At 39.0% G+C, this 23,697-nt stretch carries 20 protein-coding genes and 1 tRNA gene; 9 read left to right on the top strand and 12 right to left on the bottom strand.

All coding sequences use genetic code 11. The features are described 5' to 3' along the window. Together A9970_RS21860 and A9970_RS21865 are read left to right on the top strand one after the other, a co-directional pair. Positions 1 to 1,104, top strand: a complete 1,104-nt coding sequence (locus A9970_RS21860) for an ABC transporter permease (RefSeq protein ID WP_182983689.1) — start codon at positions 1 to 3, stop codon at positions 1,102 to 1,104. Continuing rightward, positions 1,104 to 2,228: an ABC transporter permease gene (locus A9970_RS21865; protein WP_182983690.1), complete on the top strand. Its 1,125-nt coding sequence runs from the start codon at positions 1,104 to 1,106 to the stop codon at positions 2,226 to 2,228. The genes A9970_RS21860 and A9970_RS21865 overlap by 1 nt, the downstream gene beginning before the upstream one ends. Positions 2,229 to 2,324: 96 nt before the next feature. Here A9970_RS21865 and A9970_RS21870 read toward each other — a convergent pair whose 3' ends face one another. After that, positions 2,325 to 3,617 carry a TIGR00341 family protein gene (locus A9970_RS21870; protein ID WP_182983691.1) on the bottom strand — a complete coding sequence of 431 codons (1,293 nt, stop codon included), beginning with the start codon at positions 3,615 to 3,617 and terminating at the stop codon, positions 2,325 to 2,327. 257 nt (positions 3,618 to 3,874) lie between these two features. Between A9970_RS21870 and A9970_RS21875 the strand changes: the two genes are divergently transcribed. After that, positions 3,875 to 4,843, top strand: coding sequence for an ROK family protein (locus A9970_RS21875; RefSeq protein WP_075993778.1), 969 nt, complete (start codon positions 3,875 to 3,877; stop codon positions 4,841 to 4,843). A gap of 241 nt (positions 4,844 to 5,084) precedes the next feature. Next, a complete protein-coding gene (locus A9970_RS21880) occupies positions 5,085 to 5,468 on the top strand; it encodes a hypothetical protein (protein WP_145330466.1) in 384 nt (127 codons plus the stop codon). Between the two features lie 64 nt (positions 5,469 to 5,532). Here A9970_RS21880 and A9970_RS21885 read toward each other — a convergent pair. The 4 genes from A9970_RS21885 to A9970_RS21900 all read right to left on the bottom strand — a co-directional run bounded on the left by A9970_RS21885 (position 5,533) and on the right by A9970_RS21900 (position 8,636). Continuing rightward, positions 5,533 to 5,614: transfer RNA gene (locus A9970_RS21885), tRNA-Leu, on the bottom strand. 194 nt (positions 5,615 to 5,808) lie between these two features. After that, complete coding sequence (locus A9970_RS21890; RefSeq protein WP_182983692.1) at positions 5,809 to 6,867, bottom strand: hypothetical protein; 1,059 nt, start codon at positions 6,865 to 6,867, stop codon at positions 5,809 to 5,811. Between the two features lie 173 nt (positions 6,868 to 7,040). Continuing rightward, on the bottom strand, positions 7,041 to 7,484 hold the full coding sequence (locus tag A9970_RS21895) for a hypothetical protein (protein WP_220801677.1): 444 nt from the start codon (positions 7,482 to 7,484) through the stop codon (positions 7,041 to 7,043). A 162-nt stretch (positions 7,485 to 7,646) separates the two neighbouring features. Beyond that, a complete protein-coding gene (locus tag A9970_RS21900) occupies positions 7,647 to 8,636 on the bottom strand; it encodes a preprotein translocase subunit SecD (RefSeq protein ID WP_182983693.1) in 990 nt (329 codons plus the stop codon). A 436-nt stretch (positions 8,637 to 9,072) separates the two neighbouring features. Between A9970_RS21900 and A9970_RS21905 the strand changes: the two genes are divergently transcribed. The 3 genes from A9970_RS21905 to A9970_RS21915 all read left to right on the top strand — a co-directional run bounded on the left by A9970_RS21905 (position 9,073) and on the right by A9970_RS21915 (position 11,095). After that, positions 9,073 to 9,393, top strand: coding sequence for a hypothetical protein (locus tag A9970_RS21905; RefSeq protein ID WP_182983694.1), 321 nt, complete (start codon positions 9,073 to 9,075; stop codon positions 9,391 to 9,393). A 296-nt stretch (positions 9,394 to 9,689) separates the two neighbouring features. Beyond that, on the top strand, positions 9,690 to 10,256 hold the full coding sequence (locus A9970_RS21910; RefSeq protein WP_159728261.1) for an RNA polymerase sigma factor: 567 nt from the start codon (positions 9,690 to 9,692) through the stop codon (positions 10,254 to 10,256). A 2-nt stretch (positions 10,257 to 10,258) separates the two neighbouring features. Further along, positions 10,259 to 11,095 (top strand): anti-sigma factor domain-containing protein, encoded by an 837-nt coding sequence (locus A9970_RS21915; RefSeq protein WP_182983695.1) that lies wholly within the window; start codon positions 10,259 to 10,261, stop codon positions 11,093 to 11,095. 63 nt (positions 11,096 to 11,158) lie between these two features. On the opposite strand, the gene A9970_RS21920 is transcribed toward A9970_RS21915, so the two are convergent. Beyond that, positions 11,159 to 11,992, bottom strand: a complete 834-nt coding sequence (locus A9970_RS21920; RefSeq protein ID WP_153846491.1) for a ferritin-like domain-containing protein — start codon at positions 11,990 to 11,992, stop codon at positions 11,159 to 11,161. Between the two features lie 21 nt (positions 11,993 to 12,013). Continuing rightward, a complete protein-coding gene (locus tag A9970_RS21925) occupies positions 12,014 to 12,736 on the bottom strand; it encodes a ferritin-like domain-containing protein (protein ID WP_075993770.1) in 723 nt (240 codons plus the stop codon). Between the two features lie 426 nt (positions 12,737 to 13,162). Here A9970_RS21925 and A9970_RS21930 point away from each other — a divergent pair, with 426 nt between their 5' ends. Next, a complete protein-coding gene (locus tag A9970_RS21930) occupies positions 13,163 to 15,976 on the top strand; it encodes a PAS domain S-box protein (RefSeq protein WP_182983696.1) in 2,814 nt (937 codons plus the stop codon). Between the two features lie 196 nt (positions 15,977 to 16,172). Here the strand turns inward: A9970_RS21930 and A9970_RS21935 are convergent, their stop codons facing one another. Then, positions 16,173 to 17,060 (bottom strand): NmrA family NAD(P)-binding protein, encoded by an 888-nt coding sequence (locus A9970_RS21935; protein ID WP_182983697.1) that lies wholly within the window; start codon positions 17,058 to 17,060, stop codon positions 16,173 to 16,175. Positions 17,061 to 17,163: 103 nt separating this feature from the next. On the opposite strand from A9970_RS21935, the gene A9970_RS21940 reads away from it, so the two are divergent. After that, positions 17,164 to 17,511: a helix-turn-helix domain-containing protein gene (locus A9970_RS21940; RefSeq protein WP_075993765.1), complete on the top strand. Its 348-nt coding sequence runs from the start codon at positions 17,164 to 17,166 to the stop codon at positions 17,509 to 17,511. Positions 17,512 to 17,855: 344 nt separating this feature from the next. Here the strand turns inward: A9970_RS21940 and A9970_RS21945 are convergent, their stop codons facing one another. The 4 genes from A9970_RS21945 to A9970_RS21960 all read right to left on the bottom strand — a co-directional run bounded on the left by A9970_RS21945 (position 17,856) and on the right by A9970_RS21960 (position 23,691). After that, positions 17,856 to 20,213, bottom strand: coding sequence for an outer membrane beta-barrel family protein (locus tag A9970_RS21945; protein WP_182983698.1), 2,358 nt, complete (start codon positions 20,211 to 20,213; stop codon positions 17,856 to 17,858). Positions 20,214 to 20,285: 72 nt separating this feature from the next. Then, complete coding sequence (locus tag A9970_RS21950) at positions 20,286 to 21,641, bottom strand: PepSY domain-containing protein (RefSeq protein WP_182983699.1); 1,356 nt, start codon at positions 21,639 to 21,641, stop codon at positions 20,286 to 20,288. A 7-nt stretch (positions 21,642 to 21,648) separates the two neighbouring features. Beyond that, a complete protein-coding gene (locus tag A9970_RS21955) occupies positions 21,649 to 22,347 on the bottom strand; it encodes a DUF4198 domain-containing protein (RefSeq protein WP_182983700.1) in 699 nt (232 codons plus the stop codon). A gap of 120 nt (positions 22,348 to 22,467) precedes the next feature. Continuing rightward, positions 22,468 to 23,691, bottom strand: a complete 1,224-nt coding sequence (locus tag A9970_RS21960; RefSeq protein ID WP_182330930.1) for a DUF4374 domain-containing protein — start codon at positions 23,689 to 23,691, stop codon at positions 22,468 to 22,470. Positions 23,692 to 23,697: the final 6 nt, after the last annotated feature.

The following is a 23,697-nucleotide window of genomic DNA, read 5'->3' on the forward strand; positions in this document are numbered from 1 at the left end:
ATGAAACAGCTATTCGCTTTTATTCGCAAGGAGTTTTATCATGTTTTTAGGGATCGTAGAACACTGCTTATCCTTTTTGGGTTTCCCGTCGTTCAGATTCTCCTTTTTGGCTATGCATTGAGTAGCGAAGTTAAAAATATTGGAATTGCGATTCAGGATAATGCGCGTGATGTCAACTCCAGTGAAATCGTAAACCGTATTAAAACAAGTTCATATTTTCAGGTGAAAGACGAAATTGTAAATTATAAAGATGTAGAAAGCCGATTTAAAGATGGAAGCATCAAATGTGCAATAATCTTTCCTGCAAATTTCGGGGAGGATCTATATCGAAAGGATGGTGCTCAAATTCAGCTATTAGCTGATGCTTCCGACCCGAATACTGCCACAATAGTCACCAATTATCTGACGGCTATAATCAAGGCATACCAGCAGGACCTAAATCCCGGAACAGCGCTATCCTATCAGATTGTGCCCCAACTGCGACAATTGTATAATGAAGAGCAGAACGGTTCCCTTAATTTTATCCCTGGAGTGATCGCATTGATTTTTATGATCGTGAGCACAGCCCTAACCTCCGTGGCAGTTGTGCGCGAAAAAGAGCTGGGGACTATGGAAATTCTATTGGTATCGCCTTTCAAACCCATTATGGTTCTCATCGCCAAAGCGATTCCATATCTCGTGCTTTCACTCGTCAATTTTATCATTATTCTTCTACTTTCGGTGTTTGTACTTGATGTTGAGATCAGGGGAAGTCTGGTATTGATTTTCGCGGAGAGTATTTTATTTATTATCACCTGTCTTTCTTTAGGCTTGTTGATTTCTAATGTCACCGATTCCCAGCAAACGGCCATGTTAATAGCGATGATGGGCATGATGCTGCCGACCTTATTATTGACTGGCTTTATGTTTCCTTTGGAAAATATGCCCTGGATATTTCAGGTTATTTCGCATATCGTGCCATCCCGCTATTACTATGCAATCATTAAATCTGTCATGCTCAAAGGAATGGGCTTTAGTTATGTTTGGAAAGAAACATTGATTCTCGTGGGGATGTCAGTTGTATTGTTGTCAATTGCATTGAAAAGATTTAAAATCAGGTTGTAATGGAGGTATTAAGATTCATATTACAGAAAGAGTTTAGGCAGATATTCAGAGACAAGATTATCTTGGCCATGATGTTTGTCATGCCGACAGTTCAACTGATCATCATGCCATTTGCAGCCAATTTTGAAGTGAAGAATATCAATATTGCTTATGTTGACAACGACCACAGTTCTTATTCAAGAACCTTAATCAATAAAATTGCATCTTCAGGATACTTTAAAATCGTAAGTAGTCCACTATCTTATAAAGTTGGATTGGAAATGATCGAAAAGGGAGACGCTGATCTTGTATTGGAGATACCGACAGGTTTTGAGCGCAATCTGGTGCGGGAAGGTACGCAACAAGTCAATATCGCAGTGGATGCCATCAATGGTACAAAATCGTCCTTGGGTGGAGCTTATTTAACCAGTGTAATTACTGATTTTAACGGCGGTTTGGATGTAAATATCAAAGCCGCTAAAACAGGTATTTCAGAGCAGGTCGCAACCATCAAAATAGCGAATTCCAATTGGTATAATCCCAAGGCTGAATACAAATACTATATGGTGCCGGGTATTTTGGTTTTGTTGCTTACGATGATTGGCGGATTTATTACAGCGCTCAATATTGTCAAAGAGAAGGAAATCGGAACAATCGAGCAGATCAATGTGACGCCCATCAAAAAATGGCAGTTTATCCTAGGGAAACTAATTCCATTTTGGATTGTGGGCATGATTGTTTTTACCGTTGGTATGATTGTAATGTATATTGTTTATGGTATTTTTCCGCAGGGAAGTTTACTGCTTTTATATCTCTTTGCTGCAGTATACCTCATTGCACTATTGGGGTTGGGATTGTTTATTTCTACCCTTGCAGACACACAATTGCAGGCCATGTTCATCGCATATTTCTTTATGATGGTTTTTATGCTGATGAGTGGCTTTTTTACCAGCACAGATAGTATGCCGGCTTGGGCAAGAGCGATTTCGCAATGCACACCAGTTACCCATTTTATCAGTGTTGTACGGCTAATTGTCTTAAAAGGTAGTGGATTTCAGGAAGTGAAGAAAGAGCTTGTTTATCTTATTGGATTTGCTTTTTTGTTGAATGGTTTAGCCATCTATAATTATAGAAAGACCGTGTGAAAACATGGCGTAGTCATTCGTTCTTTGCTAATTGAACATAGCTCTTACGCTTGTTTAAACCGTCAGATCGTCGGCATAGAACGAGCTGACTCAAGTCTATTTACGTATAATTTCTACACTATCTTTCGGAAAATGATTTTGTAGCCATTGTTGTAGCTTTTCCTGTTGTGTTTGAGGTAGTGGAGTTTTGGTAGAATAAATAAATGCGACAAGGTCGGCTAAGCTATCCTTTTTGCTGTAATGCTGTTGTATACCAATGCTATAGGAGCTTAGTTCGGGGAACAATACCAAGATATCCCGATCGAGCTGTGGATTGGCCAATTGGTATTTGGTAAGTTCATTATTGAGAGCTCTTATGGTAAGGTCTTTTTCACTTACAGCAGCGGTACGCTTATCGATTTCGCTAAGAATACTCGATTTTAGGTCTAAACTGTCCTGATGAATAACCAGCGAGGTATTGGTAATCCCAAATGTTTCCATGCTGTGTTGTAGAGACTCAACTTCTTTTTTGCTGAATTTTTTTGATAAGAAAGCCAGTTCTAATTTCTTTGGATTACCATTCATCTCCAGTTTTTCATAAATAACCGTATAACCTTTATTGCTCAATTCCTGTTGAACGAACTGATTTACTTTGTTTGTGTATTTTTTTTCTTGCAGTAGATTGTAGGCAAAATATACGCTCGGCAATACAAGTATAATTGTGATGATGGTAATACTTTGTGTAATTCTTTTTTCCCGTTGCTGATCGACATAATGTGTTTTGGGGTACCGTAAATATTTGACAATCACAAAGGTCGAAATGCAGATAAAAACACAGTTTATTATATATAGGAATAATGCGCCAGCGAAATAGCTGAAATTGCCTATTGCGAGCCCATAGCCCGCGGTACAGAGCGGAGGCATCAGGGCTGTTGCAATTGCTACTCCAGGAATTGGATTGCCCTTATCCACTCTTGTAATAGCAATGACACCGACCAGACCACCGAAGATTGCAATCATGACATCGTAGATATTGGGTGATGTGCGTGCTAGTAACTCAGATTGTGCCTCTTTGAAGGGGCTTAAAAGAAAATAGATAAACGACACGACCAAACTGATCAATGTGGCGATCAGTAGATTTTTTAACGATTTTTTTAATAACGGAAAGTCAAAAGTCCCTAAGGCAAATCCAGCTCCTACTATTGGTCCCATTAACGGAGATATCAGCATGGCTCCTATAATGACGGCAGTAGAATTTACGTTCAATCCAACAGACGCCACTACAATCGCGCAGGCTAGAATCCAGGCATTAGCTCCGCGAAAAGAAATATTGCTGACAACATTTTCCAGAACAGCTTCCTTTTTTTCTTCACCTTGGTGTAGATCAAAAAATCGTAATATTTTATTCATAAATTTATTGTTGTACTAAAAAATATAAATATAGGGCCTAAACTATTCTTAACGTGCTAAAACTATGCCGCCTTTGGTAATTTGGTGTGTGTAGGCGATAAAATAAAGTAGCGATGCCGGATACATCCAACTTTGATCGGATTGCTCGTGATCATAAATAGCGTTCCCTACAGATATAAAATGGCAAGAAGATTTTGCCGACTGCTCATAAAATATTATCTTTTAGTAATTTTAGAACTAAGAAACAAGAAATAGAAATGTCGTTAATAGATTTATCAAGACGCGTAGCGTTGGGAATAGATATCGGAGGGACCAATACGAAATTTGGCGTGGTCAATCATCGCGGTGAAGTACTTGAAAAGGGAAGCATAAAAACAGATGATTATGAGACAGTAGAGGATTTTATCGATGCGTTGTATGAAAAAGCATCTCCTTTAATTGAAAATTTTGGAGGTAAAGATAGCTTTGATGGAATTGGCGTTGGTGCTCCGGATGCGAATTATTATACTGGAACCATAGACCATGCGCCAAATCTTCCTTGGAAGGGTGTCATTCGATTCAGTGACTTAATGACCGCTAAGTTTAACATTCCCTGTACCATAACCAACGATGCCAATGCTGCAGCCTATGGTGAAATGCTTTTTGGTGCAGCGCGGGGAATGAAAGATTTTATTATGATTACCCTAGGGACAGGTGTCGGCAGCGGTATCGTCGCCGGCGGAAAGCTTATCTATGGTCATGACGGATTTGCTGGAGAATTAGGCCATACCATTGTTAAACCTGGAGGAAGGAAGCATTGGAGCACAGGTTCTGAAGGAAGTTTAGAAGCTTATGCATCCGCGACAGGAATAACGATCACGGCAAAGAAAATGAGAGCTGAATTTCCTGAGTCGATGCTAAATCAGTATCCAGAAGATGCTATAAATTCCAAGACTGTTCATGAATGTGCTTTGAAAGGGGATGCGATAGCCATCGAAGTATTTAGATATACGGGACAGAAGCTGGGTGAGGCCTTGGCCAATTTTGTGATGTTTTCATCTCCTGAAGCAATTCTCTTATTTGGTGGGGTAATTAAAGCCGGTGATTTTATCTTAAAACCTGCGAAGCTGCACATGGAAAGAAATCTTTTTCCTTTGTTTAGGAATAAAGTGAAACTTGTCTTTAGTGAATTGGAAGAAGCTGATGCTGCTATTCTTGGCGCAAGTGCATTGGTTTGGGAAAAATAAAATATTAATTTGTTCTCAAGATACTAACGCCATCTATTAGGGATACAGTTTGTATCTTGAGAACAGGTTTTTTAAGTTGTTAATTTATAAGGCCTTTCTGTTAGGGTAAATCCAATACGCTGCCCAGAATTGGCAAAGAAATAACCGACTATTTCATTCCTAAGGAAAGCTGATGTTATTTTTCGTGCATCTACAGGCATAGTCTTTGCTGATGAATTCTTTTAAACTTAAAACTATTTGTATGAAAAAGACCGTTTTTCTTCTTTTGTTGCTATGCACTGCGTTATTCTCAAAAGCAGACCAACTCCAGGCCCTAACACAAAAACAAGCGGAAACCGCAGTTGCATATCTTAAGAAAGAACCCATTGTTATTTTATGGTGTAGCTGCTGCGACAATCAAGCACCGAAAAAGATTACTGTAAACGAAGTATTTTTCAAGCAATATCCTGACGGAAAATATTATTCTGTTATCGTAAAAGGTAGAGACGAAAGCGGAGTGGAAGTGGAAGAATATGTAGATTTAGCGTATGTATTTGTGAAAAAAGGGAAAAAAGCCAAAAGTCTAGGCAAGGTTTTAAAATTTGAATGTGATCCTTGTACAAAACCATTTGACTGGTCGGTTTAAATCGTGTAGCAAAGAACTAATTTCTAAAAAAAACTCCCGAACTTATGAGCTCGGGAGATTTTTGTGCGGAAGAAGGGACTCGAACCCCCACGCCTCGCGGCGCCAGATCCTAAGTCTGGTGCGGCTACCAATTACGCCACTTCCGCATTAGGATTTCTTATGATGTCGCAAATATAAAAACCAAAGTGATATCTTGCAAGTCGATAAGCTAGATTCCTTCTTTTAAATACGGATCATCCTGTTTATGAATGGAATATTTTTCATTAGGATACTTGTCTCTTTGATCATATGATCTGCAGACGGCTTGTTTACCCGATTTTTCGATGAAATGCTTGCTGTCCTAATCAAGTTTTGTTAAGGCCTTTGAATTTCGCAACAAAAATACATATTGAAAAAAATCAGTTGTATGAGTCTTCTCAGCGGGTATGATATTCTCGCCGAAAAGCCGTGATTTTACAGTTATTAAATTTTGAGAAGTAGCATACGGTGAATGTGCTGCATTGAGTTTAAACAATGATATACTATTTGGCCGACTTAATTCTTTTAGATCCTGAATGCCTTTCACGAGCATAAGTGGGCCATCTGCATTTACCCAATCTACTTTTTCATCTGCAGGGGTTGGAAATTGAGGATTCTTTGGGAGATACATTTCACTAGCAATGGTATAACTAACAAAGCTAGAGACCTTATATCCTTTATTTTTCAGGCGTGTAGCAAAAGGATCGTTGGTTGCATCCTTTCCTTTTTGTAAAACATGAAAGAAACCAAATAATCCATATAATTTTTGACCATCGATATGGTGATTTTTAATATAATTTTCCAAATTTAATAGCATAGCTGAATCCCTGGACACGTCAGATTTATCCGCTGTAAAGCTTTTGTCTATGCCAATAACAGTGATTTTTGCCGAATCGGCAAGGTTGCGGTTATAATCATAAATTTCACCCCATTTTTGATATAGCTCTAAACTAGACTGTTGCGGAATACGTTTGCGAATGGAGCTAACCACATCTTTGAGTAGGGCGTTATCTATTAGGGGCTTGGATAAAAAGCTGTTTAGTTTATTGGCATTTGTACTATCCATCTCAGCAATGTAATATTTAACACCGAGTTTTTTGTTCAAATAGAATAGCAGCTCTTTGTCCAACTTTTGATTGTCTGCGTAGCCATGAATTTCCCCAAGTAAAAAAATATCCGAGTTATAGAAGCTATTGTCGAATAGAGAATCTACAATACGATCCTTAATCTCCGTTTTATGGAGCTTGAGATACGCTATATTTTCCGCATTGGTATTTCCTATAAATATCCGATTGGAAATGAAAAAATAGAGGAATAATAACCCAATAATGGCCAGTATAGAAAAAAATGTGATCTTAATAAATTTAAAAAACTTTTTCATAAATGAGGTTTTGGCAAAGGTATTATTTTTCAAGGAATGAACCAATAAGTATCCATGCATATAATTAAAATATATGTATTGGTATTTTTAAGAATTGAGTCATTCTTCAATAGAATTGGGTCATTCTTCAATGACTATTGCCATAGGACGATTGCTGGCGGACCGCTGCGGGCTTATTTTACAGTTTTTTGTACGATAACAGAGATTTTGTAGTTACCCCGTAGCGTTTGTGTCCCTTGTTCCTTGTTCGGATAAGGGGCGATATCTTGTAATGAAATGGTATATCCGTTGGTATTGGCAGTTCTTTGATAGCCTCTATCCTGTAAATCTATTGTAGCGAGCTTTATGATCGTGGGTTTGGTTGCTTTTTCTGCGATCTCAATTTCTGCTACTGCAACTCCAGACCAGATACAGTTGACGCCTTCAGGGCAACGGCTATCTTCTGAAATACCTTTAAATTTGATCTTGATCGGATATTCTCGCAATGATTTTCTTTGTCCCTCAGCTAAGGATACACTTTCTGTCTCTTTTTTATTTGCAATACTTTCCTTTTTCGTTGCACAACTTGCTAGTGAGCAAATTCCTAGTCCAATAATAATCGTTATATAATTCATCATCTTTGCCGAAATAAAACTAGTGTATATGTTATCCGGTTATTACTACCAAAATTAAGCCATATTTAAGAGGTCACGCTAGTATTAATTGCCGTTTATACCACTGTTTGTTACGCTTAATAGTGCTAAAATCCTATTTGGATCATTGCTGTGGCTTTTGGGCAATTATTGCTGTGATCCATTTTCATAATGATATGATTTTTCAGGTTCGTCACAGCTCGTAAAGAATAAGCTGGTCTTAGCTAGTTTTGATTTATCGAATCTTTCATCTTGCAGAAAGGACAGACCCTGCCGGATGTACTTATTTAAATACCGATCGTCTTGCTCAGGATTTCCTGCAAAAAAAGCTTCATTGTCTGATGCAAACTTGCTGATATATCTTTTGGTGACAGGATCTAAAATGTACTGTCCGAGGTCAGGGTAAAATATTGTGTAATGTGCATTGCTAAATATTTCTGTGGGGTCGATATAGTTTGACTGATCATAATCCTTCTTCATGGTCAATATTTCGTTCCAATGCTCTTGATTTGAACCGTCTTGATTTTCTCTTAAAAAACCTCTTTCTCCACCATAATTGGAGAGCCTGATGGCTAATTTATTACCTTCAGCCAAATATAGGTAAGCGCTGAAATTTTGACGTGCACGTTGGGGCTTGTTATAAGCAGCTATAAAATCATTGAATTTTCCTTCATTGGTATACTGAAAGACTCGATAAGTGCTGTCATCTTCCATATACTGATTTTGTACAATAAACTTAAGCGATTGAACCGGTTTGGATTCCTGATGAACAAAAGGAGGACTGAAACAGTTTGCCTTGTCATTGAAAACCCGATGTGTACTGTCATTATCAAATTGTACATAGGTTTTCCCGCTTTCAAAACCTGCCAGATTGAAACGAGTACTGTCTTTGAAGTTAGCATTGTGACGCCCATACAGTTGAAATAAAGGGGCTTCATCCGGATAGAAAAGCAGGTAATCTTTTTCAAAAACATAGGACCCGAAAACAGATGTAGCATAACCATATAACAGAAATTTGCCATCTTCAAAAAGACAAATTCCGCTATTACCACCATACTGTCCACTGATTGTCTTTGCCTTATCTTTTCCGCTTGGAAAATAGTGCGTGACTTGCTGTGCTTTACTATTTGTTACCATAAGGATAAGACTAATTAAGCCTAGAATTTTTTTAATGAATGACGTGCTTTTACTTTCTTTCCGCATATCTTTTGTTGTTTATCAAATTTAAACCATTGCAACACTGGTTCAATGGTGGTATTTACAATCCGTGCAGGCATTTTACGATTCGCCGAAAACTGTAAGGGGGCAAACTAACACATATCCTTTCGCTTGGTAAATTAGTGGTTTTATCCGTCGTATTTTCAACTTATATTAACATTTTTTTCCACCTATTAGAACAAAATATACCCCCACTTAGACCGCTGGTTCGAATATCTTTGATTCTCGTCTGATGAACACTTCGCCTGCTTTGAATGTTCATGGAAATTTATGATGATTTTATAGCCAATAAGATAAATAGATGTCAACACTAACCCGTATAAATGCATATATGCATCTCAAAAAACATATTCGAATGAATGTAATTGCAGATCTTGATATGAGTATTTTCTATTTTAAGAAAAGACCTTTCATCGTGATGGATTTGTCAAATGAAAAGATATATTTCAATGATAGTGGATTAGAATGGTTACGTTCAGAAAAACAACTAGAACAGCCTGTTCAATGGACTCGGAGTAAATATCTTCCCTCCAAAAATTGGGTGGGACTAGCTGTTAATAACGAAAGAGATGATTTGATTATCCAGTTAATTGATGAATTTTATCTGGCGACATGTGATATGCTGTTGATAAATCCAATTTCTAAGGGGAATTCTTCTTGTAAATTAAGCTATTAGATAAATTTTAGTAAATCTAACTGTGGCTACCAGATTAGCGGAAAATGAAAACTACAAGCTGATTATCTGGCCTAATTAAGTTAAATTGATCCGTTCTAGTGGGACTATTAGTGGAATTAAGTAACCAAAAACAGGAATTGAGTAATGTAAAATACTAATAACAAATGCCATCCGCATATATGCTATGGTATAGTAGGTATTTTAACCTGTTTTATAGGTACTTTAACTTATTTTATTTTAGTTGCTTTTTTTTCTGATTTTTAATATCCATCTTTAGATCATTATAAACGTGAAATTTGAGTCCATTACATAACCTTTCTGAAGAAACATTGATTCTTTTGTTGAAAAAGAAGAATCAGCAGGCTTTTAGTTATCTTTACGATCACTATGCCAATGCGCTCTTTGGTGTGGTTTGTCGTATAGTGGCCTCAACTGAGCATGCGGAAGAAGTCATACAAGACGTATTTGTCAAAATTTGGCGACACATCGATGTTTTCGATGCTGAAAAAGGCCGTCTTTATACCTGGATGATCAATATTGCCCGTAATACCGCCCTCGATCATCGAAAATCAAAAGCGATCGTAAATGAACAGAAAAACCAACCGCTTTCAAATATCGTAAATAGAGAGGAAGAACAAGATCAAAGTCAGGGCGAACTACATACGAAAGCAGATTTTATTGGATTCAGAAATATTTTAGATAAATTGAAGCCTGAATGGCGTATCTTGATTGAAATGGCCTACTATGAAGGATATACACAACAAGAAATAGCCGAACAACTTGATGTTCCGCTGGGAACGGTAAAAACCCGTACCAGAGCGGCATTTATACAGTTACAACAATTATTAAAGGAGTACCGTTAGTTTTGGATATTAGAGCATACATATCGTCGGGGATTATTGAATCGTACGTTTTGGGGCTGGCTTCTGAAGAGGAAGTGAGCATCTTGAATTGTATTCGAAAAAATAATGTCGAAGTGGAACAAGCCATCATCGAAGCAGAAATTGCACTCGAAGAGTTGGCTGATAGCCAAGCGATGGAGATGCCTATGCAGTTCAAACAAGATATATGGAATAAACTCATCGCGGAAAATCTAGTGCCAAGCGAAGATCAGGAAGTCAACGAAGTACTCGCGCCCGCCTCGACAGTCCATAACGAAGTAATTGCTATCGATGCCGACAAGAAAACGCTCGGTGCTCGATCTTACACATGGACGGTTGCCGCGAGTCTATTGTTAGCGGTTAGTATTGGTGCCAATATTTTCTTATATCAACGTAAACAGGATACGGCAAATAAGTTAAATCAGACAACGTCCTTACTTGATGCTGAACAAGAAAAACTCGCAACCTTACAGGATAAATGGACTCTGGTTCAAAATCCAACGATAAAAACGATCCCTCTTAAAGGGGTTGAGCATAAACCCGATTACCGTGCCTTGGTATTTTGGGATCAGGCATCAAAGGCAGTTTATCTGAGTATCGAACATATGCCTGTTGCACCTAAAGGAAAGCAATATCAGTTGTGGGCGATGGTTGACGGTAAACCTGTTAATGCAGGTGTTTTTCCATTGGACTCAAAAGGAGACACTGCAAGTAAGATGCTCGATATTCCCCAAGCCCAGGCTTTTGCCATTACACTGGAAGATGAAGGCGGCAAAGATGCGCCAACGCTCAGTGCATTATGTGTGATGGGGAGTATATAAAAAAATGCCCTGATGGGATAAACCGATCAGGACATGCTAAAAACAGGTAAACTACGTCTTTTGTTAGGATTTTATAAATAAACCTGCAATATTAAGTACAGCTTCTGCAGTTAAAGGTTCGTCGAATGACTGAGTTGCCGCATTGGTCGAAATTTTCCCCGAGGCGCCTGGCAAAGTCGTAATATCCACTCCCGCTTGTGTCACATTATTTTCGCCTGCATAAACCGGATCGACAACTGCTCCTATACCACTGTCATTGCTTCCCGTAATCCAAGGTTTTTGATTAGCGGCTCCACCTCCGCGGGCACGGCGCATTTGACGGATATGGGAGGCATGTCTTGCCTCAACCGAATGGATCTGCAGCGCAGCAGTCAGTACAACTCGATTGCCAAGTAAAATTCCCGCCTGGCCTTTATAAGCTCTTACACCAGTGTCTTCAAATGCTTGTGCGACAGCTAAAAATGTATCATAGTCACTGAAAACATTGCCAAAAGTGCCACCAGCAGTAAAATCAAAGGTTGGTTTTGAAACAGCTTTACTGCCCAATACCTGTTTAAGAAAATTCACATGTGCAACTTCATGGTCACGAATGGTGGTTATCGCACCAAGTGGTTTACCTGTGGGGATAAGACCAGCCTTGGCAACACCCATTGTGTAATACTCTGCTTCGAGATATTCCAATGTCAAGGCATAGTTGAGTACACCATTTACATCTGTGGGCGCGGTGGCACCGTATGCTTTTTTAAAGAGTTCGCCTATCAGAAAGGGCAGGGCAGCCAAGGTTACTTTTTTACTCATTGAAGCCAAACTTTTGATTGCTTCACGGCGAGGGCTGATGCGATCGCTGAATTCAGGATCTACAGCATTTATTTGTTCAAAAACGTTTAAGAGATTCATGATAATCAGATTTTGGGTGAATTAATAGGTTGGTAGATCACTAACATCAATCTTGGACTTAATAAATGGTGCAGCGGCACTAAGCACCACGCTTGGACTCTTTGCGAGATCAAGACCATTTGAATCCACTACTTCTTGATTGGCAAAACTGCCGTTGTCGATCATATCCCTGACCCAAGCGGCATGTCGTGCTTCGACAGAAACAATCTTACCTGCCAATAGTAAATAATTGACATCTTTGATTAGCCAACCAGCACCATTGTAGGCCGAAACACCAAGGTCTTCAAATGTTTTTGCTGTTGCCAGTACTGTTTCACGGCTACTGAAATTGACGCCAGCTAGGTTAAATTCGAGACTTGAAATGGCTTTTGCACCCAAGGCCACTTTGAAGAACTCACGGTGAGCGATTTCATGATCACGGATGTCGGTGAAAAAAGATTTTTCCATATCCGTCATACCGCTATAGGGATTATTGACTAACTGGATGTAGAATGCAGCTTCAAGTTGTTCAAGTGCATAGGCATAATTTAGGATAGCGATGTCGCCGCTGCCAAAATACATGCCTTTACCGCCATTATCCATGCCATCATCGTGGTCTTTTTTACAGCTCGACATACCGAGTATGGCTAATGTCGCTGCGCTGGCTCCTGCATATTTTAAAAAGTCTCTTCGTCTGAGATCTCTTTTGTCCATGTCACTATTGGAGTTCAATAGTGTTTCGTTGTGGGAGGTTATCTTTTCCATAACAAAAGTCTTTTAGTTTATAATTTTTTCTCTGTACTTATACCCATTTACGACTTTTTGGAAGGCTTGGATTTCACAAGTTCATTTTTTTTAAAATATATTTCCTCACATTGAAAAATCAAGCAAAAAGAAACGCTCTAGCTCATTGTTTGTGCACTTTTAGTTTTATAGTTTATTTTTTTATTTAAAACTTTTTTAATATCGGGATGTTCATGTTTATATTTTATCATGCTATTATCGCTGGTTTTCTAACTTTTAATGTAGACTCTGGTAAGTTAAAGACTGACCTATATCGGTGGGAAATTGGGATGATTCACGTCAATCATTGAAGATTGGTTGAATATAATTAGCAACTTTAAAGTAAGCTATAAGTTAAGACCTATAAAGACTTAGCGGAGAAAACTAATAACGAATACAGGCTCTTGTATGAATGCTAAATTGTCGCCTAAAAATGAATCCGATCGAATACGTGTGTTGCATGAGTACGAAATTTTAAATACTGCAACAGAGGAAGAATTCGATCGCATTACAAAAATTGCATCGCTTGTATGCGGTACACCTATCTCATTGATCTCATTGGTGGATAAAGACAGGCAGTGGTTTAAGTCACGCGTTGGTTTGGATACCGAAGAAACCATACGGGATGTATCTTTCTGCCAGTATACGCTGGAAGAAGATCAACTGATGGAAGTTGAAGATGCTGAAAAAGACGAACGTTTCAAATCCAATGAGCTTGTTACCCGAGAACCAAATATCCGTTATTATGCCGGTTTACCATTAATCGATCCCAATGGCTATGCCTTAGGTGCGCTATGTGTTATCGATCGTGTTCCAAGGCAACTCGACCAGCATCAAAAAGAAATTCTAACCCTTCTCCGGGATGAAGTTGTCGCGCTTATTGTCAACAGAAAGGAGAAAGAAAAGTACAGGGAAAGTGAACAAAAGCTGAAAGCATTTTTCGATAATTCTCAGGGGCTTATGTGTACCCATGATCTGAAAGGGAATTTCATCACCGTCAACGATGCTGGAGCTAGGATCTTAGGCTATACGAGAGATGAGATTCAGACTTTATCTCTTTTTGATATTGTTCCATTGGAGGGGCACAAGAATTTACAGGACTACCTGGACGCGATTGTTCGGCATGGAACAATCAAAGGAGAAATGCGTACCATGACTCGTTCGGGTGACATGCGTATCTGGATGTTTAACAATATTCTGCAGGCCAGTGAGAACAAAATACCTTATGTGATTGGTAATGCAGTAGATATTACAGAACAACATTTTCTAGAAAAGAAGCTTAAGCATGCACAGGCGACATTGATGCGGACTGGAAGGGTGGCTAGAATTGGGGGTTGGGAATATACGCCTGCTGATGGGAAGATTGTTTGGTCCGAAATTACGAGAGAAATTCATGAGGTACCCGAAGACTATGAACCAGAGCTGACAACTGCGTTACAGTTCTATAAAGCGGGAGCAAGTAGAAATAAAATACGGACTGCAATTGAACAGGCACTCGCTACGGGAGAAGCTTGGGACCTGGAACTAGAGATTGTCACCTTCGCTGGTCATGAACTGTGGATACGTGCATTGGGAAATGCTGATTTTGAAAATGGTCATTGTGTCCGTTTATACGGTACCTTTCAGGATATTGATAAGCGTAAACGTATCGAAGCTGAGTCTTCAAATTCAAAAAAACTACTTGCAGAAGTGTTGGATGCAACCTCTGCTGTCGGTATTATAGCGACCGACAACGCTGGTGTAATTACATTGTTTAATACAGGGGCCGAAAACCTTTTGGGATATCGTAGTGAAGAAGTGATTGGTAAATTTGGTCTTGCACACTTTCATTTAGAAGAGGAGCTCGTGTTGAGGACGAAAGACCTGGAGGTCGAATTGGGACGTTCGGTAGATAAACTTCGTTTCTTTGTAGATATGGCAGAACTGCACGGTGCTGAACAGCAAGAGTGGATCTATTGTCGAAAAGATGGATCTCAATTACATGTTTCCTTAGCAGTTACTCTTATTAGGGATATTAACGACAATGTCATCGGTTATCTTGCGATTGCGACAGATATTAGCCGGATTATTCATCAACGCGAGGAGCTGGAAAAGGCAAAATTAGTAGCCGAGCAGGCAAATGCAGCAAAATCACAATTTTTGGCAAATATGAGCCATGAACTTCGTACACCGCTGAATGGAATTGTCGGCTTTACCGATCTATTGCTTGGAACAGCACTTGAGGATACGCAAAGGGAATACCTTACGATCGTTGATCAATCCGCTAATTTATTGCTTGGCATCGTAAATGACATTCTAGACTTCTCTAAAATTGAAGCCGGCAAATTAGAACTGGAGATTGAACAGACCGATCTCTACGACCTGGTAATTCAGCTGACGAACTTTCTTAATTTGCAGATCAAAACCAAAAATCTAGCGTTTTATCTGAATATCGCTGCCGATGTACCACATTATATCTGGGTTGACGCCCTCCGCATCAAGCAGGTATTGATGAATTTATTGAGCAACGCCACAAAATTTACCGAGAAAGGAGCCATTGAACTAAGCATTACAGTAGAATCACATGATACAGACCAGGCTGTTCTGTGTTTTAGTGTCAAAGACACAGGCATAGGTATCAAAGAGGATAAATTGGAGCGGATATTTGATGCATTTACGCAAGAAGATAACTCGATGACTAAACGTTATGGCGGAACTGGTTTAGGACTGACGATATCGAATAAACTGCTTAAAATGATGGACAGTGAATTGAAGTTGGAAAGTACTTTTGGTGTAGGCAGCCGTTTCTTTTTCAACATTCGTGCGCGTTCTATCTGGGAAATAAATGAGTGGGAGGAATTGAAAAAAATAAAGGATGTACTCGTTGTTGCCGAGGAAGAATCTGAACGAAGTGCCTTGGCTCGGATGTTATCTTTAAAGAATATTGATAGCGTACAGGCAAAAACTGGATTTGAAGTATTACAGATGTTAAAAGGGGGACGCTGTTTTGACGCTATCTTGATCGACAATCAATTGCCTATTATCAGTGGTATCGAAACAATAAAGAATATTCGCGAAAAAAAATTTAATAACAATTTTGAGCACAACATCATTCCCATTTTTAGTGCTGAAGAGCAAAACATAGAGCTGCTTTGTCACTCTCTGGCTATAAGTTGTTGGTTAATCAAACCTGTCAAGCCTGAAGACCTGTATTCTGTTTTAATAAAGAGTATTTCCGTTTAACTTTAGGCACATGGCTAATTTTAATGGTATGATACGAAGGAAGTTCAAGCTTTTCATAACCTATTCAGAGAGCTGCGCAGGATGTTTAGTTTAATAGGGATGAGTCCGATTGAATATCGTGCTCATCTCTATTAAATTTAATAAAAAGGGCCGATCTTATTAGTTATTACAACTTAAAATACTCTTTTTTATTGATCTATAGTTTTTGGAATCGTTTAGCAAAATCAATGGCAAAATGATTTAATTGGATCTTACCATAGATAGGCTGACCCTGAATTTCAAAATCTTGTTGTAATTTTCCTGCACGGATTGCCTGCCCCATCTCTACATAGAGTGATGCAATTTCTGTTGGAAGTCCCGCCTTTAACATACCGTCCAAAGCTTGTTCGTCGGTAAATTCAATCCATGGCAGGTTTGGATTACCAATAGCAGCTCCCAATGTGTGGGCAATTTCTGCTCCTGAAACATAATCGCTAACAATATAACGCACGTGATGTCCAACTTCTGAATTTTGGAGCGCATCGGCTGCGGCAGTAGCAATATCTAAGGGATCAACCAATGGAATTTTTATTTCTGCAGGGAAGTTTGATCCTTCAATACCTGCGTTTTTGATTAATGGAATATCGTTATAAAAATTCGTGTAGAAATATCCGGCACGCAAAAAGGTGATATGAACATCGCGTAGTGTTTTGTATATCTCTTCAATTTGGTGCAAACCGCGAATTGGTCCTGTTCCAGCATCAAAATCAGCACCAACGCTGCTTAACATCACTATTTTTTTTAAGCCAGCCGACTTTATGGCTGTCGCGTAGGCTTTTCCTGCATTTGCGGTATTCTCAACAATATGTTGGCCACCTAAATTGGGAGGAGTCATCAGAAAAGCAGCATCTGCACCTGAAAAACTCGCTGTTAAAAAAGGAACATCAAAGATAGAACCAATAAGCGCTTTAGCGCCCAAATGTTCAATTTCGCTCGCTCTTTCAGGAGAACTGCTGATTACACTTACCTCATGACCTTGTTTGATAAGAATATCGACTAAATGTCTGCCTATATTTCCTAAAGAACCTGTTATTGTAATTTTCATCGTTTAATTTTTTATATGTGATAATACAAAAGTACATTTGTACTTTCTTTTAAGGAAGTACTTACCCTATAGTAAGTATGCTGAACGCAAAAACAAGACAATCATGACAGCAATTAAGGAGACATCGACGATTCAGGAAAACAAAAAAATTGCAGCGGAATTATGCCCTGTAACTTTCACAATGGATAAGATCGGCGGATATTGGAAACCAATTATTATCTATCATCTGTCTACGGATTGTAAGAGATATAGTGAACTTAAAAAATGTATCCCTGCAATTACAGAAAAAATGCTCATTCAGAGTTTAAAACAATTGGAAGCGGATGGATTGATCTTAAGGGAGGCAAAACCTGTTGTCCCACCTTTTGTGATCTACCGATTAAGTCCGGCAGGGGTAGGTTTATTTCCTGTTATTCAGGCAATGGCCAATTGGGCACTTGAAAATCAATAATCATTTACCGTTTTCCTATCTCTATTAAAGATAAGATTGTTTGACAAATGCAGATGCTTTTCGCCAGGATATAGGTTTAATATAATGTGATTTTTGTCATGTGTTTCCATTTTTCAGGTTTTATTATTTCCCTGTTTGGAAGATACAAGGTAGACCGGTGGCAATGGCGAATAACGATGAAGGTCTCTTAGACCCTGTAAGCTAATTTTTAGGAACAAAAAACGCTTGAATCGGGGAAATTCAAGCGTTTTAACTAACCAATTATAAACCTAAATTATGAATCTATAGTATTACATTTTTTATGCCAGTCTACTTAATATGACAAAATTGCAGTTCCACCTTCTTTAGTCTCCAAATCGGTAGCTCAGTGACAATAAGACTTTCCTGTTATCCGGGAAATCAGCATAAAATACCTTGAGGTCTCCATATTCACTAACCAACTGCGGGTTCGCATTTCTGAGCAGACCATTTGCGGTCAGCTTGATCATGCCACGATCTCCAAACATTTTTTTTTCCGCGGCGACATCTATACCATACCTTTTATCCGTTCGGGAAGGTCCTGTAGTAATTCCCGATCGATAATAAAATGCAATTTCGCTGCGAAATCCATATTTAAATTGCAGCGTATGCCGGCTGTTCGCTGTCCAGCTTGAGCCTTTAGAATCTAGGTTTACATTTCCAATTTCTCCAGAGTAGTTGTTGTAAAATGCATTGACATAGTGACTTGCTGTCCACCATGATCGTAACGTTTGGTTATACATTACACTTGCGCTATAGTTCATATAGCGTCCAATGTTCTCTGGTCTCGACAAGTTTTCACCAACTTTATCGCCTTGGCGGACAATCCAATTGATCATGTCACGTCCGTATGAAATACCTAATGTGGTGAACAATTTGTTCCTATAGCCATGACCGATTTCCGTAATATAGCTTTTTTCGGGTTTCAGGTCAGGATTTCCCTCATTGTAGCTATAGGCATCTTCGTAAATTCGAAATACGTTGATGTCATGATCACCCGGTCTTTCAATACGGCTGCTAAAGGATGTTCTTAGTGTATTTTTCTCATTTAGATGATATAGCAATGATCCACTTGGAAACAGATCAAAATAGCGCTGGTCATTTTTTTTGTTCAACGTGACCTGATTGGCGTTTATAAATGTATATTCTCCCCGCAGGCCGGCCTGATATTCTATTCGTTTGTATTTGCCAGAGTAGATGGCATATAGGGCTTCAATATGCTGCGTGTATTGAAAGCGGTTTGAGGTTGCATCGTCCTGTATCCATTTGCCATTATCCAATAGCGTATTTATGACATCGTTGTTGATAAAGAAATACGTTCCTTTCCAGCCGAGCTCAATTTTGCTTGAATCTGTTAACGGTTTACTGTAGTCAAGCCTTCCGGAATAGGTCGTATTGCTCAAGTCCTGAATATTTGTTCTCCCTGTTGAAGATTGCGTGTTTGTTTGCAAATTAAACTGATCGGTTTCGAACCGGTTATTATAATCGTTTCCGTGTGGAGCAAAGTCAAAGTTGAATTTTAAAAAGTGATCTTCTCCTTCATATTTATTAATATAATTGATATTAAATGTCCAGTTTTTAAACGACTCGTCAAAACGGTTGTTACTGATTGCATGCGCTGTCTGAATATTGGCTGGATAATCCCATGTATCCATCTCGATAGATGCATAGGGTTTATAATTGCCCCTCATCCAATGTACACTTCCATCCAAAATTCCGCCATCCGAAAATTCATATTTTGCCCCAGCACGAACACTATGAAAACTGGCATCATCTAATTTCTTACGTTCGTGTTGTCTCTGAAAAGAGGTTAAATTACCCTGGTTAAAAAAACTTCTTTCTGTAAGATTATGACTATTACTCCGATCATAGCTCTTATTTCCCTGCAAGTACATATCTAGCCCATTCACCTTGTAGTGTAATCCACCGCCCAAACCACCATAAAATTGTCGGCCCTGTCCAGCTCGGATAAAGGCATCACCCCCAAAGCCGGCCTTTGCATTTCGCTTGGTCACAATATTAATTATGCCGGCAGTTCCCGCGGCATCTTCACGTGCCGAAGGATTACTGATCAGTTCCAATTTCGATACTTCGGATGCTTGCAGTCCGCGTAAAATACTGGCAAGCTGTTCCCCGGACACATACATATCACGACCATTAATGCGTACGTTAGCACCTGCGCGACCCTGAATTGAAAAATTTCCTTTCCCGTCCGAAACAAGCCCCGGTGTTTTCTCCAATAATTCGAGGACATTGTTGCCTTCAGCTAATACACTTCCTTCGACATCAACTACCATTTTATCGGCATACTGGCGCACACTAGCTTGCTTTCCAACAACATGTACGGTTTCCATCAGATGTTCAACTGGTTGTAAAAAAATGGGCGGTGCTGAGTGTTCGGCTCCAGCTAACTGATATGCTCGACTATGTGCTGTTATGTAGCCGATTGAGCTATAGCGTATAAGATAATTTCCATTTTTAGGCGCATGTAGGAGAAATGAACCATCCTTTCCTGCATCTGCCTGCGTGATCAGGGAAGAATCAGCTAAATGTAAAAGACTGGCTGTGGCACCTTTGATGGGATGCCCATCTTTGTCAAATATTTTTCCAGATAATTTCGTTTGTGCGATAAGTCCAGTAGCAGCGCCTGAAAGTAATATAGATAATAATGTAGATTTCGTCATAATAATCGTGTCCTTTGTCCTCTTCGAGAAAGAACCGTTTAAGCATAAATTAAATAGTAGTGATTCGAAAACCTAAAGGTTTGTGGATTTTGGACGGAAACGGATCGGTGGTTTTCGTATTGTTGTTTGTATGTCCGTATTTGATACGTTCATTTCTTCCCTGCTATACGATTCCCTGCCCAATTTATTGCTGCCTTTTTTCTTTCCCCATTTGCGATTGTACCATATAATAAAGCCTGTAATAGGAAGTGTACCTGCAATAAAGGTGAGTACAAATGCCAGCATTTTTGTGGGGAATCCCCAAATTGACCCTACATGAATATCGTAATTGAGTCTTCTGAATTTTTCACCTGCACTTAATTCTTCAAAATCCTTGTTGAACAAGGAAATGTTATTGGGTAGAAATGCCCCGGTATACTGATCGAATGAATAATAGCGATTGTTATACTGTCGATCCATGTCATTACGAATATAGACCGAAATCGTAGCGTCCTTTTTTTCCTTGTCTGGATAGGTGATTGTCAAGTAGTGTGGATCTTTGTATTGGGTTAAAATCGTCTCAATCTCGCGATCAAAAGCTGTCGAAAAAAGGGTTATTTGACCAATTTTTGTTGAATCGGATTGGACAGAAGTTCTTTCGGCTAGTGGCGTTCCCCAGTTTGTTGACCAATATAAGGCTCTGTTAAACCACTCGATACCATAATACATTCCAGTTATAGCCAATAATAGAATCAAAATAAAAGAATAAAAGCCAACCACATTATGCAGATCCAAATTAATTCTTTTCCAACCAGCTTTCCATTTGATCCGAAAGCTTTTTTCCCGAGTTGATTTTGTCCATTTTTTTGGATACCACCAGATCAATCCTGTGATTAAGGTAATACTGAAGACCAAGGTCGCATAGTTTACAATAGGGCGTCCAATTTCTCTGGGAAGCCATAGAAAACGGTGTCCACTCAGCGTCCATGCAAAAAAGCTGTTCAATTTTTCTCTTAACTGCGCTTCCTTGGAATTGTCTTCTGTTTGCAAACCTAGGTATTGGCCTGTATATGGGTGTAATAGATGCACCTGTGCGTTTGCTTTTGAACTAGCTTCTTTGCCTTTGTCCTCTTGCTCCTTTTTTTTGAGAGTAAGGGAAATGGGGTGATCCCGGGTATAGGTAATGCCCCTTACTACAGCATTAGGATAGAGTGAGTCCGCTATTCGCACGATCCTTGACGGCGAAATCAAGGACTGGCTGGAAGCAAGGATATATTGCCTTTCTTTTTTCGGGATAACAAGATCGATAATCTCATGGTTGAAAACCCAAAGGCAGGCCATCAAGCAGATAACAAATACAATACTACCTGAAATTAATCCCAGCCAAAGGTGCAACCAATTATTGATCTGCCTGAACAGCGAATTATTTTTCTTCTTTCTTACAGCCATGTCCACATTAGTTTACGGCAAAGCTCATTGAGCTTGCGCGGCTATACTCTTCAAAGTCTTGTCCTGTAGCTTTTTCCCTTTTCGATACTTCCGCAAAGTATTTACCAGTCCATTCTGGCGTGAATTTGATTATACCCTGGTCATTTGTCTGCAGCCATTTAATCCATCCGCTGGGTGCAATGATCTGAACAGCTGTATTTGCTGCAGGTTTACCTTTTTCGAATAAAGTCAACGACAGCTCTTTTTTATTTTTAGAAACTATGTTGTTCGTAAAGACAAACAATTCATTATCGATTGTGGTTGCTGTATTTCCAATAGTGGAATTTCCGACTTGGATCGTCGCTATCGCATTGATCTGATACTGTGTTTTGGCTCCTTCTTTGCGATCTGTATCTTTTTTTAGGGTAATGTGGTATACGCCCTCTTGGTCAGGAGTGAATGAGGCCAATAAGTGATCTCCTTGAGCCGTTGTTATCAAGGCGGCTGTGCTTCCATCAGGTTTGATCAATGTCAACGTAATCTGCGTACCGTCTTTATACCACCACCATTTTGAGATAAGTTCATGTTCATCGGGTTCACCATAAACGACCTTTACCGTATGGATCTTTCCTTTGTTCCCTTGCAGTGAAGTTTCAATAAAGACAGCATGTGCCGAAGCTGACAGCACAATAAAAAATGTGAAAAGGTTAATGAGTATTGTTTTCATTTGATTTAAACTAGGAGTTATATTTTAGAAATACCTAGATTCGATTTTACACGTTTCATCATCGAGTACTCGAGTTTTGAAAGTGTCATCGACTAGGTATTTCTTTAACTTAGAGGTGTTTTATTTAAGCTTATTCAAGTGATAAACTTGTGTAATTCCCGGATCGATCTCGGCACCGCGTTTTACCGAATTTTTTGCTGGATCGTATTCATACACATACCATTTAGACTCATCTGTCTTGAATACATCGTACAATTTGCCATTTTCCATAAAGTTCATCGTTGTTTTAGATTCTCCACCACCAACTAAAATCCGAAGATCTGCAACAATCTTTTTATTTGCTGGATCGACCACAAATGGACTGATGTAAACCTTGCCATCGCCTAGTTTTTGAACTTGTGAAATGTTGTTGCTGAAAACGTTATAGTCTTTCAAGTCGAAGAAGTAATCTGGATCGAACGTAGTCTGGCCTGCCTTGATACGCAGTAAACCATAGGTAGCAGCATCAGTCTTTTTGGTTACGATATATAAATCATTGTTATCATCTGTAAAAGTAAGTGTCTGTACTTCCCAGTGTCCCGCAGCAAAGCCTCCTCTGCCATCTTTTATAATTTTCCCATTCGCTAAACTCGGATAATCACACACATACATGTAGGCCGTGTCTATGATATCTTTACGAGTTTCATTGCTTCTGTATTTGTGTCCGACAAATAATTTGTCGCCTCTTTGTGTGAAGCTCGTCGGTACGATATATGGATTATGATCTTTTCCTTCCGGAGTTTTGGGATTAAAAGTGATCATTGGAATTTCTATACCAATTGTTTTATTGATTGTCATATTGTTGATGTTCATAAAATAAATCGGTTGTTCCAGTACATTTTTCACTTTATTGGTCGTACCAGCTGTTTTAGTCATGACCATTTCATCTTTTGTACTAATATCTTTTAGGACTTTTCCCAGATAGAAATTTCCAGGGAAAGCGTAATTGTTCGTTTCTTTCCAAGATTTACTATTGACTACTTCAAATTGACTAAATCTAGTTCCATCATTTGACAGGTAATATTTACCCTCATAGGCATAAGCGTAAATAGCATAGAATGCTGCTGGTAGGTGGGAGGTAATATCGATTCCTTGATTGTTGTTCGGAGTGAGTAGGGTATCTTTCATCAAATTATCTGCAGTGAGCAGGTAAGATGAACCGGCTGCGGTCGTCACCCATACACTATATAAGCTATTTGAAGTCGGCGTAGTTTCATCAGGTGAAGTGGTGTCAGGTGATTTCTTGCAGGAAGAAAATAACACAGTCGCAGCAAATATTGCGATGGCGAATTTATTGATTTTCATAAAAAT

This window comes from Sphingobacterium sp. UME9, from assembly GCF_014170215.1.
Lineage (GTDB): Bacteria > Bacteroidota > Bacteroidia > Sphingobacteriales > Sphingobacteriaceae > Sphingobacterium > Sphingobacterium paramultivorum.

Excerpts from the sequence above, each read along its gene's own strand:
- A9970_RS21925 (WP_075993770.1), bottom strand. The coding sequence starts at position 12,736 with ATGGAAAAGATAACCTCCCACAACGAAACACTATTGAACTCCAATAGT.
- A9970_RS21900 (WP_182983693.1), bottom strand. The coding sequence starts at position 8,636 with ATGGTAACAAATAGTAAAGCACAGCAAGTCACGCACTATTTTCCAAGC.
- A9970_RS21945 (WP_182983698.1), bottom strand. The coding sequence starts at position 20,213 with ATGACGAAATCTACATTATTATCTATATTACTTTCAGGCGCTGCTACT.
- A9970_RS21880 (WP_145330466.1), top strand. The coding sequence starts at position 5,085 with ATGAAAAAGACCGTTTTTCTTCTTTTGTTGCTATGCACTGCGTTATTC.
- A9970_RS21920 (WP_153846491.1), bottom strand. The coding sequence starts at position 11,992 with ATGAATCTCTTAAACGTTTTTGAACAAATAAATGCTGTAGATCCTGAA.
- A9970_RS21865 (WP_182983690.1), top strand. The coding sequence starts at position 1,104 with ATGGAGGTATTAAGATTCATATTACAGAAAGAGTTTAGGCAGATATTC.
- A9970_RS21905 (WP_182983694.1), top strand. The coding sequence starts at position 9,073 with ATGAATGTAATTGCAGATCTTGATATGAGTATTTTCTATTTTAAGAAA.
- A9970_RS21935 (WP_182983697.1), bottom strand. The coding sequence starts at position 17,060 with ATGAAAATTACAATAACAGGTTCTTTAGGAAATATAGGCAGACATTTA.
- A9970_RS21870 (WP_182983691.1), bottom strand. The coding sequence starts at position 3,617 with ATGAATAAAATATTACGATTTTTTGATCTACACCAAGGTGAAGAAAAA.
- A9970_RS21875 (WP_075993778.1), top strand. The coding sequence starts at position 3,875 with ATGTCGTTAATAGATTTATCAAGACGCGTAGCGTTGGGAATAGATATC.
- A9970_RS21860 (WP_182983689.1), top strand. The coding sequence starts at position 1 with ATGAAACAGCTATTCGCTTTTATTCGCAAGGAGTTTTATCATGTTTTT.
- A9970_RS21950 (WP_182983699.1), bottom strand. The coding sequence starts at position 21,641 with ATGGCTGTAAGAAAGAAGAAAAATAATTCGCTGTTCAGGCAGATCAAT.
- A9970_RS21955 (WP_182983700.1), bottom strand. The coding sequence starts at position 22,347 with ATGAAAACAATACTCATTAACCTTTTCACATTTTTTATTGTGCTGTCA.
- A9970_RS21895 (WP_220801677.1), bottom strand. The coding sequence starts at position 7,484 with ATGATGAATTATATAACGATTATTATTGGACTAGGAATTTGCTCACTA.
- A9970_RS21930 (WP_182983696.1), top strand. The coding sequence starts at position 13,163 with ATGAATGCTAAATTGTCGCCTAAAAATGAATCCGATCGAATACGTGTG.
- A9970_RS21890 (WP_182983692.1), bottom strand. The coding sequence starts at position 6,867 with ATGAAAAAGTTTTTTAAATTTATTAAGATCACATTTTTTTCTATACTG.
- A9970_RS21940 (WP_075993765.1), top strand. The coding sequence starts at position 17,164 with ATGACAGCAATTAAGGAGACATCGACGATTCAGGAAAACAAAAAAATT.
- A9970_RS21960 (WP_182330930.1), bottom strand. The coding sequence starts at position 23,691 with ATGAAAATCAATAAATTCGCCATCGCAATATTTGCTGCGACTGTGTTA.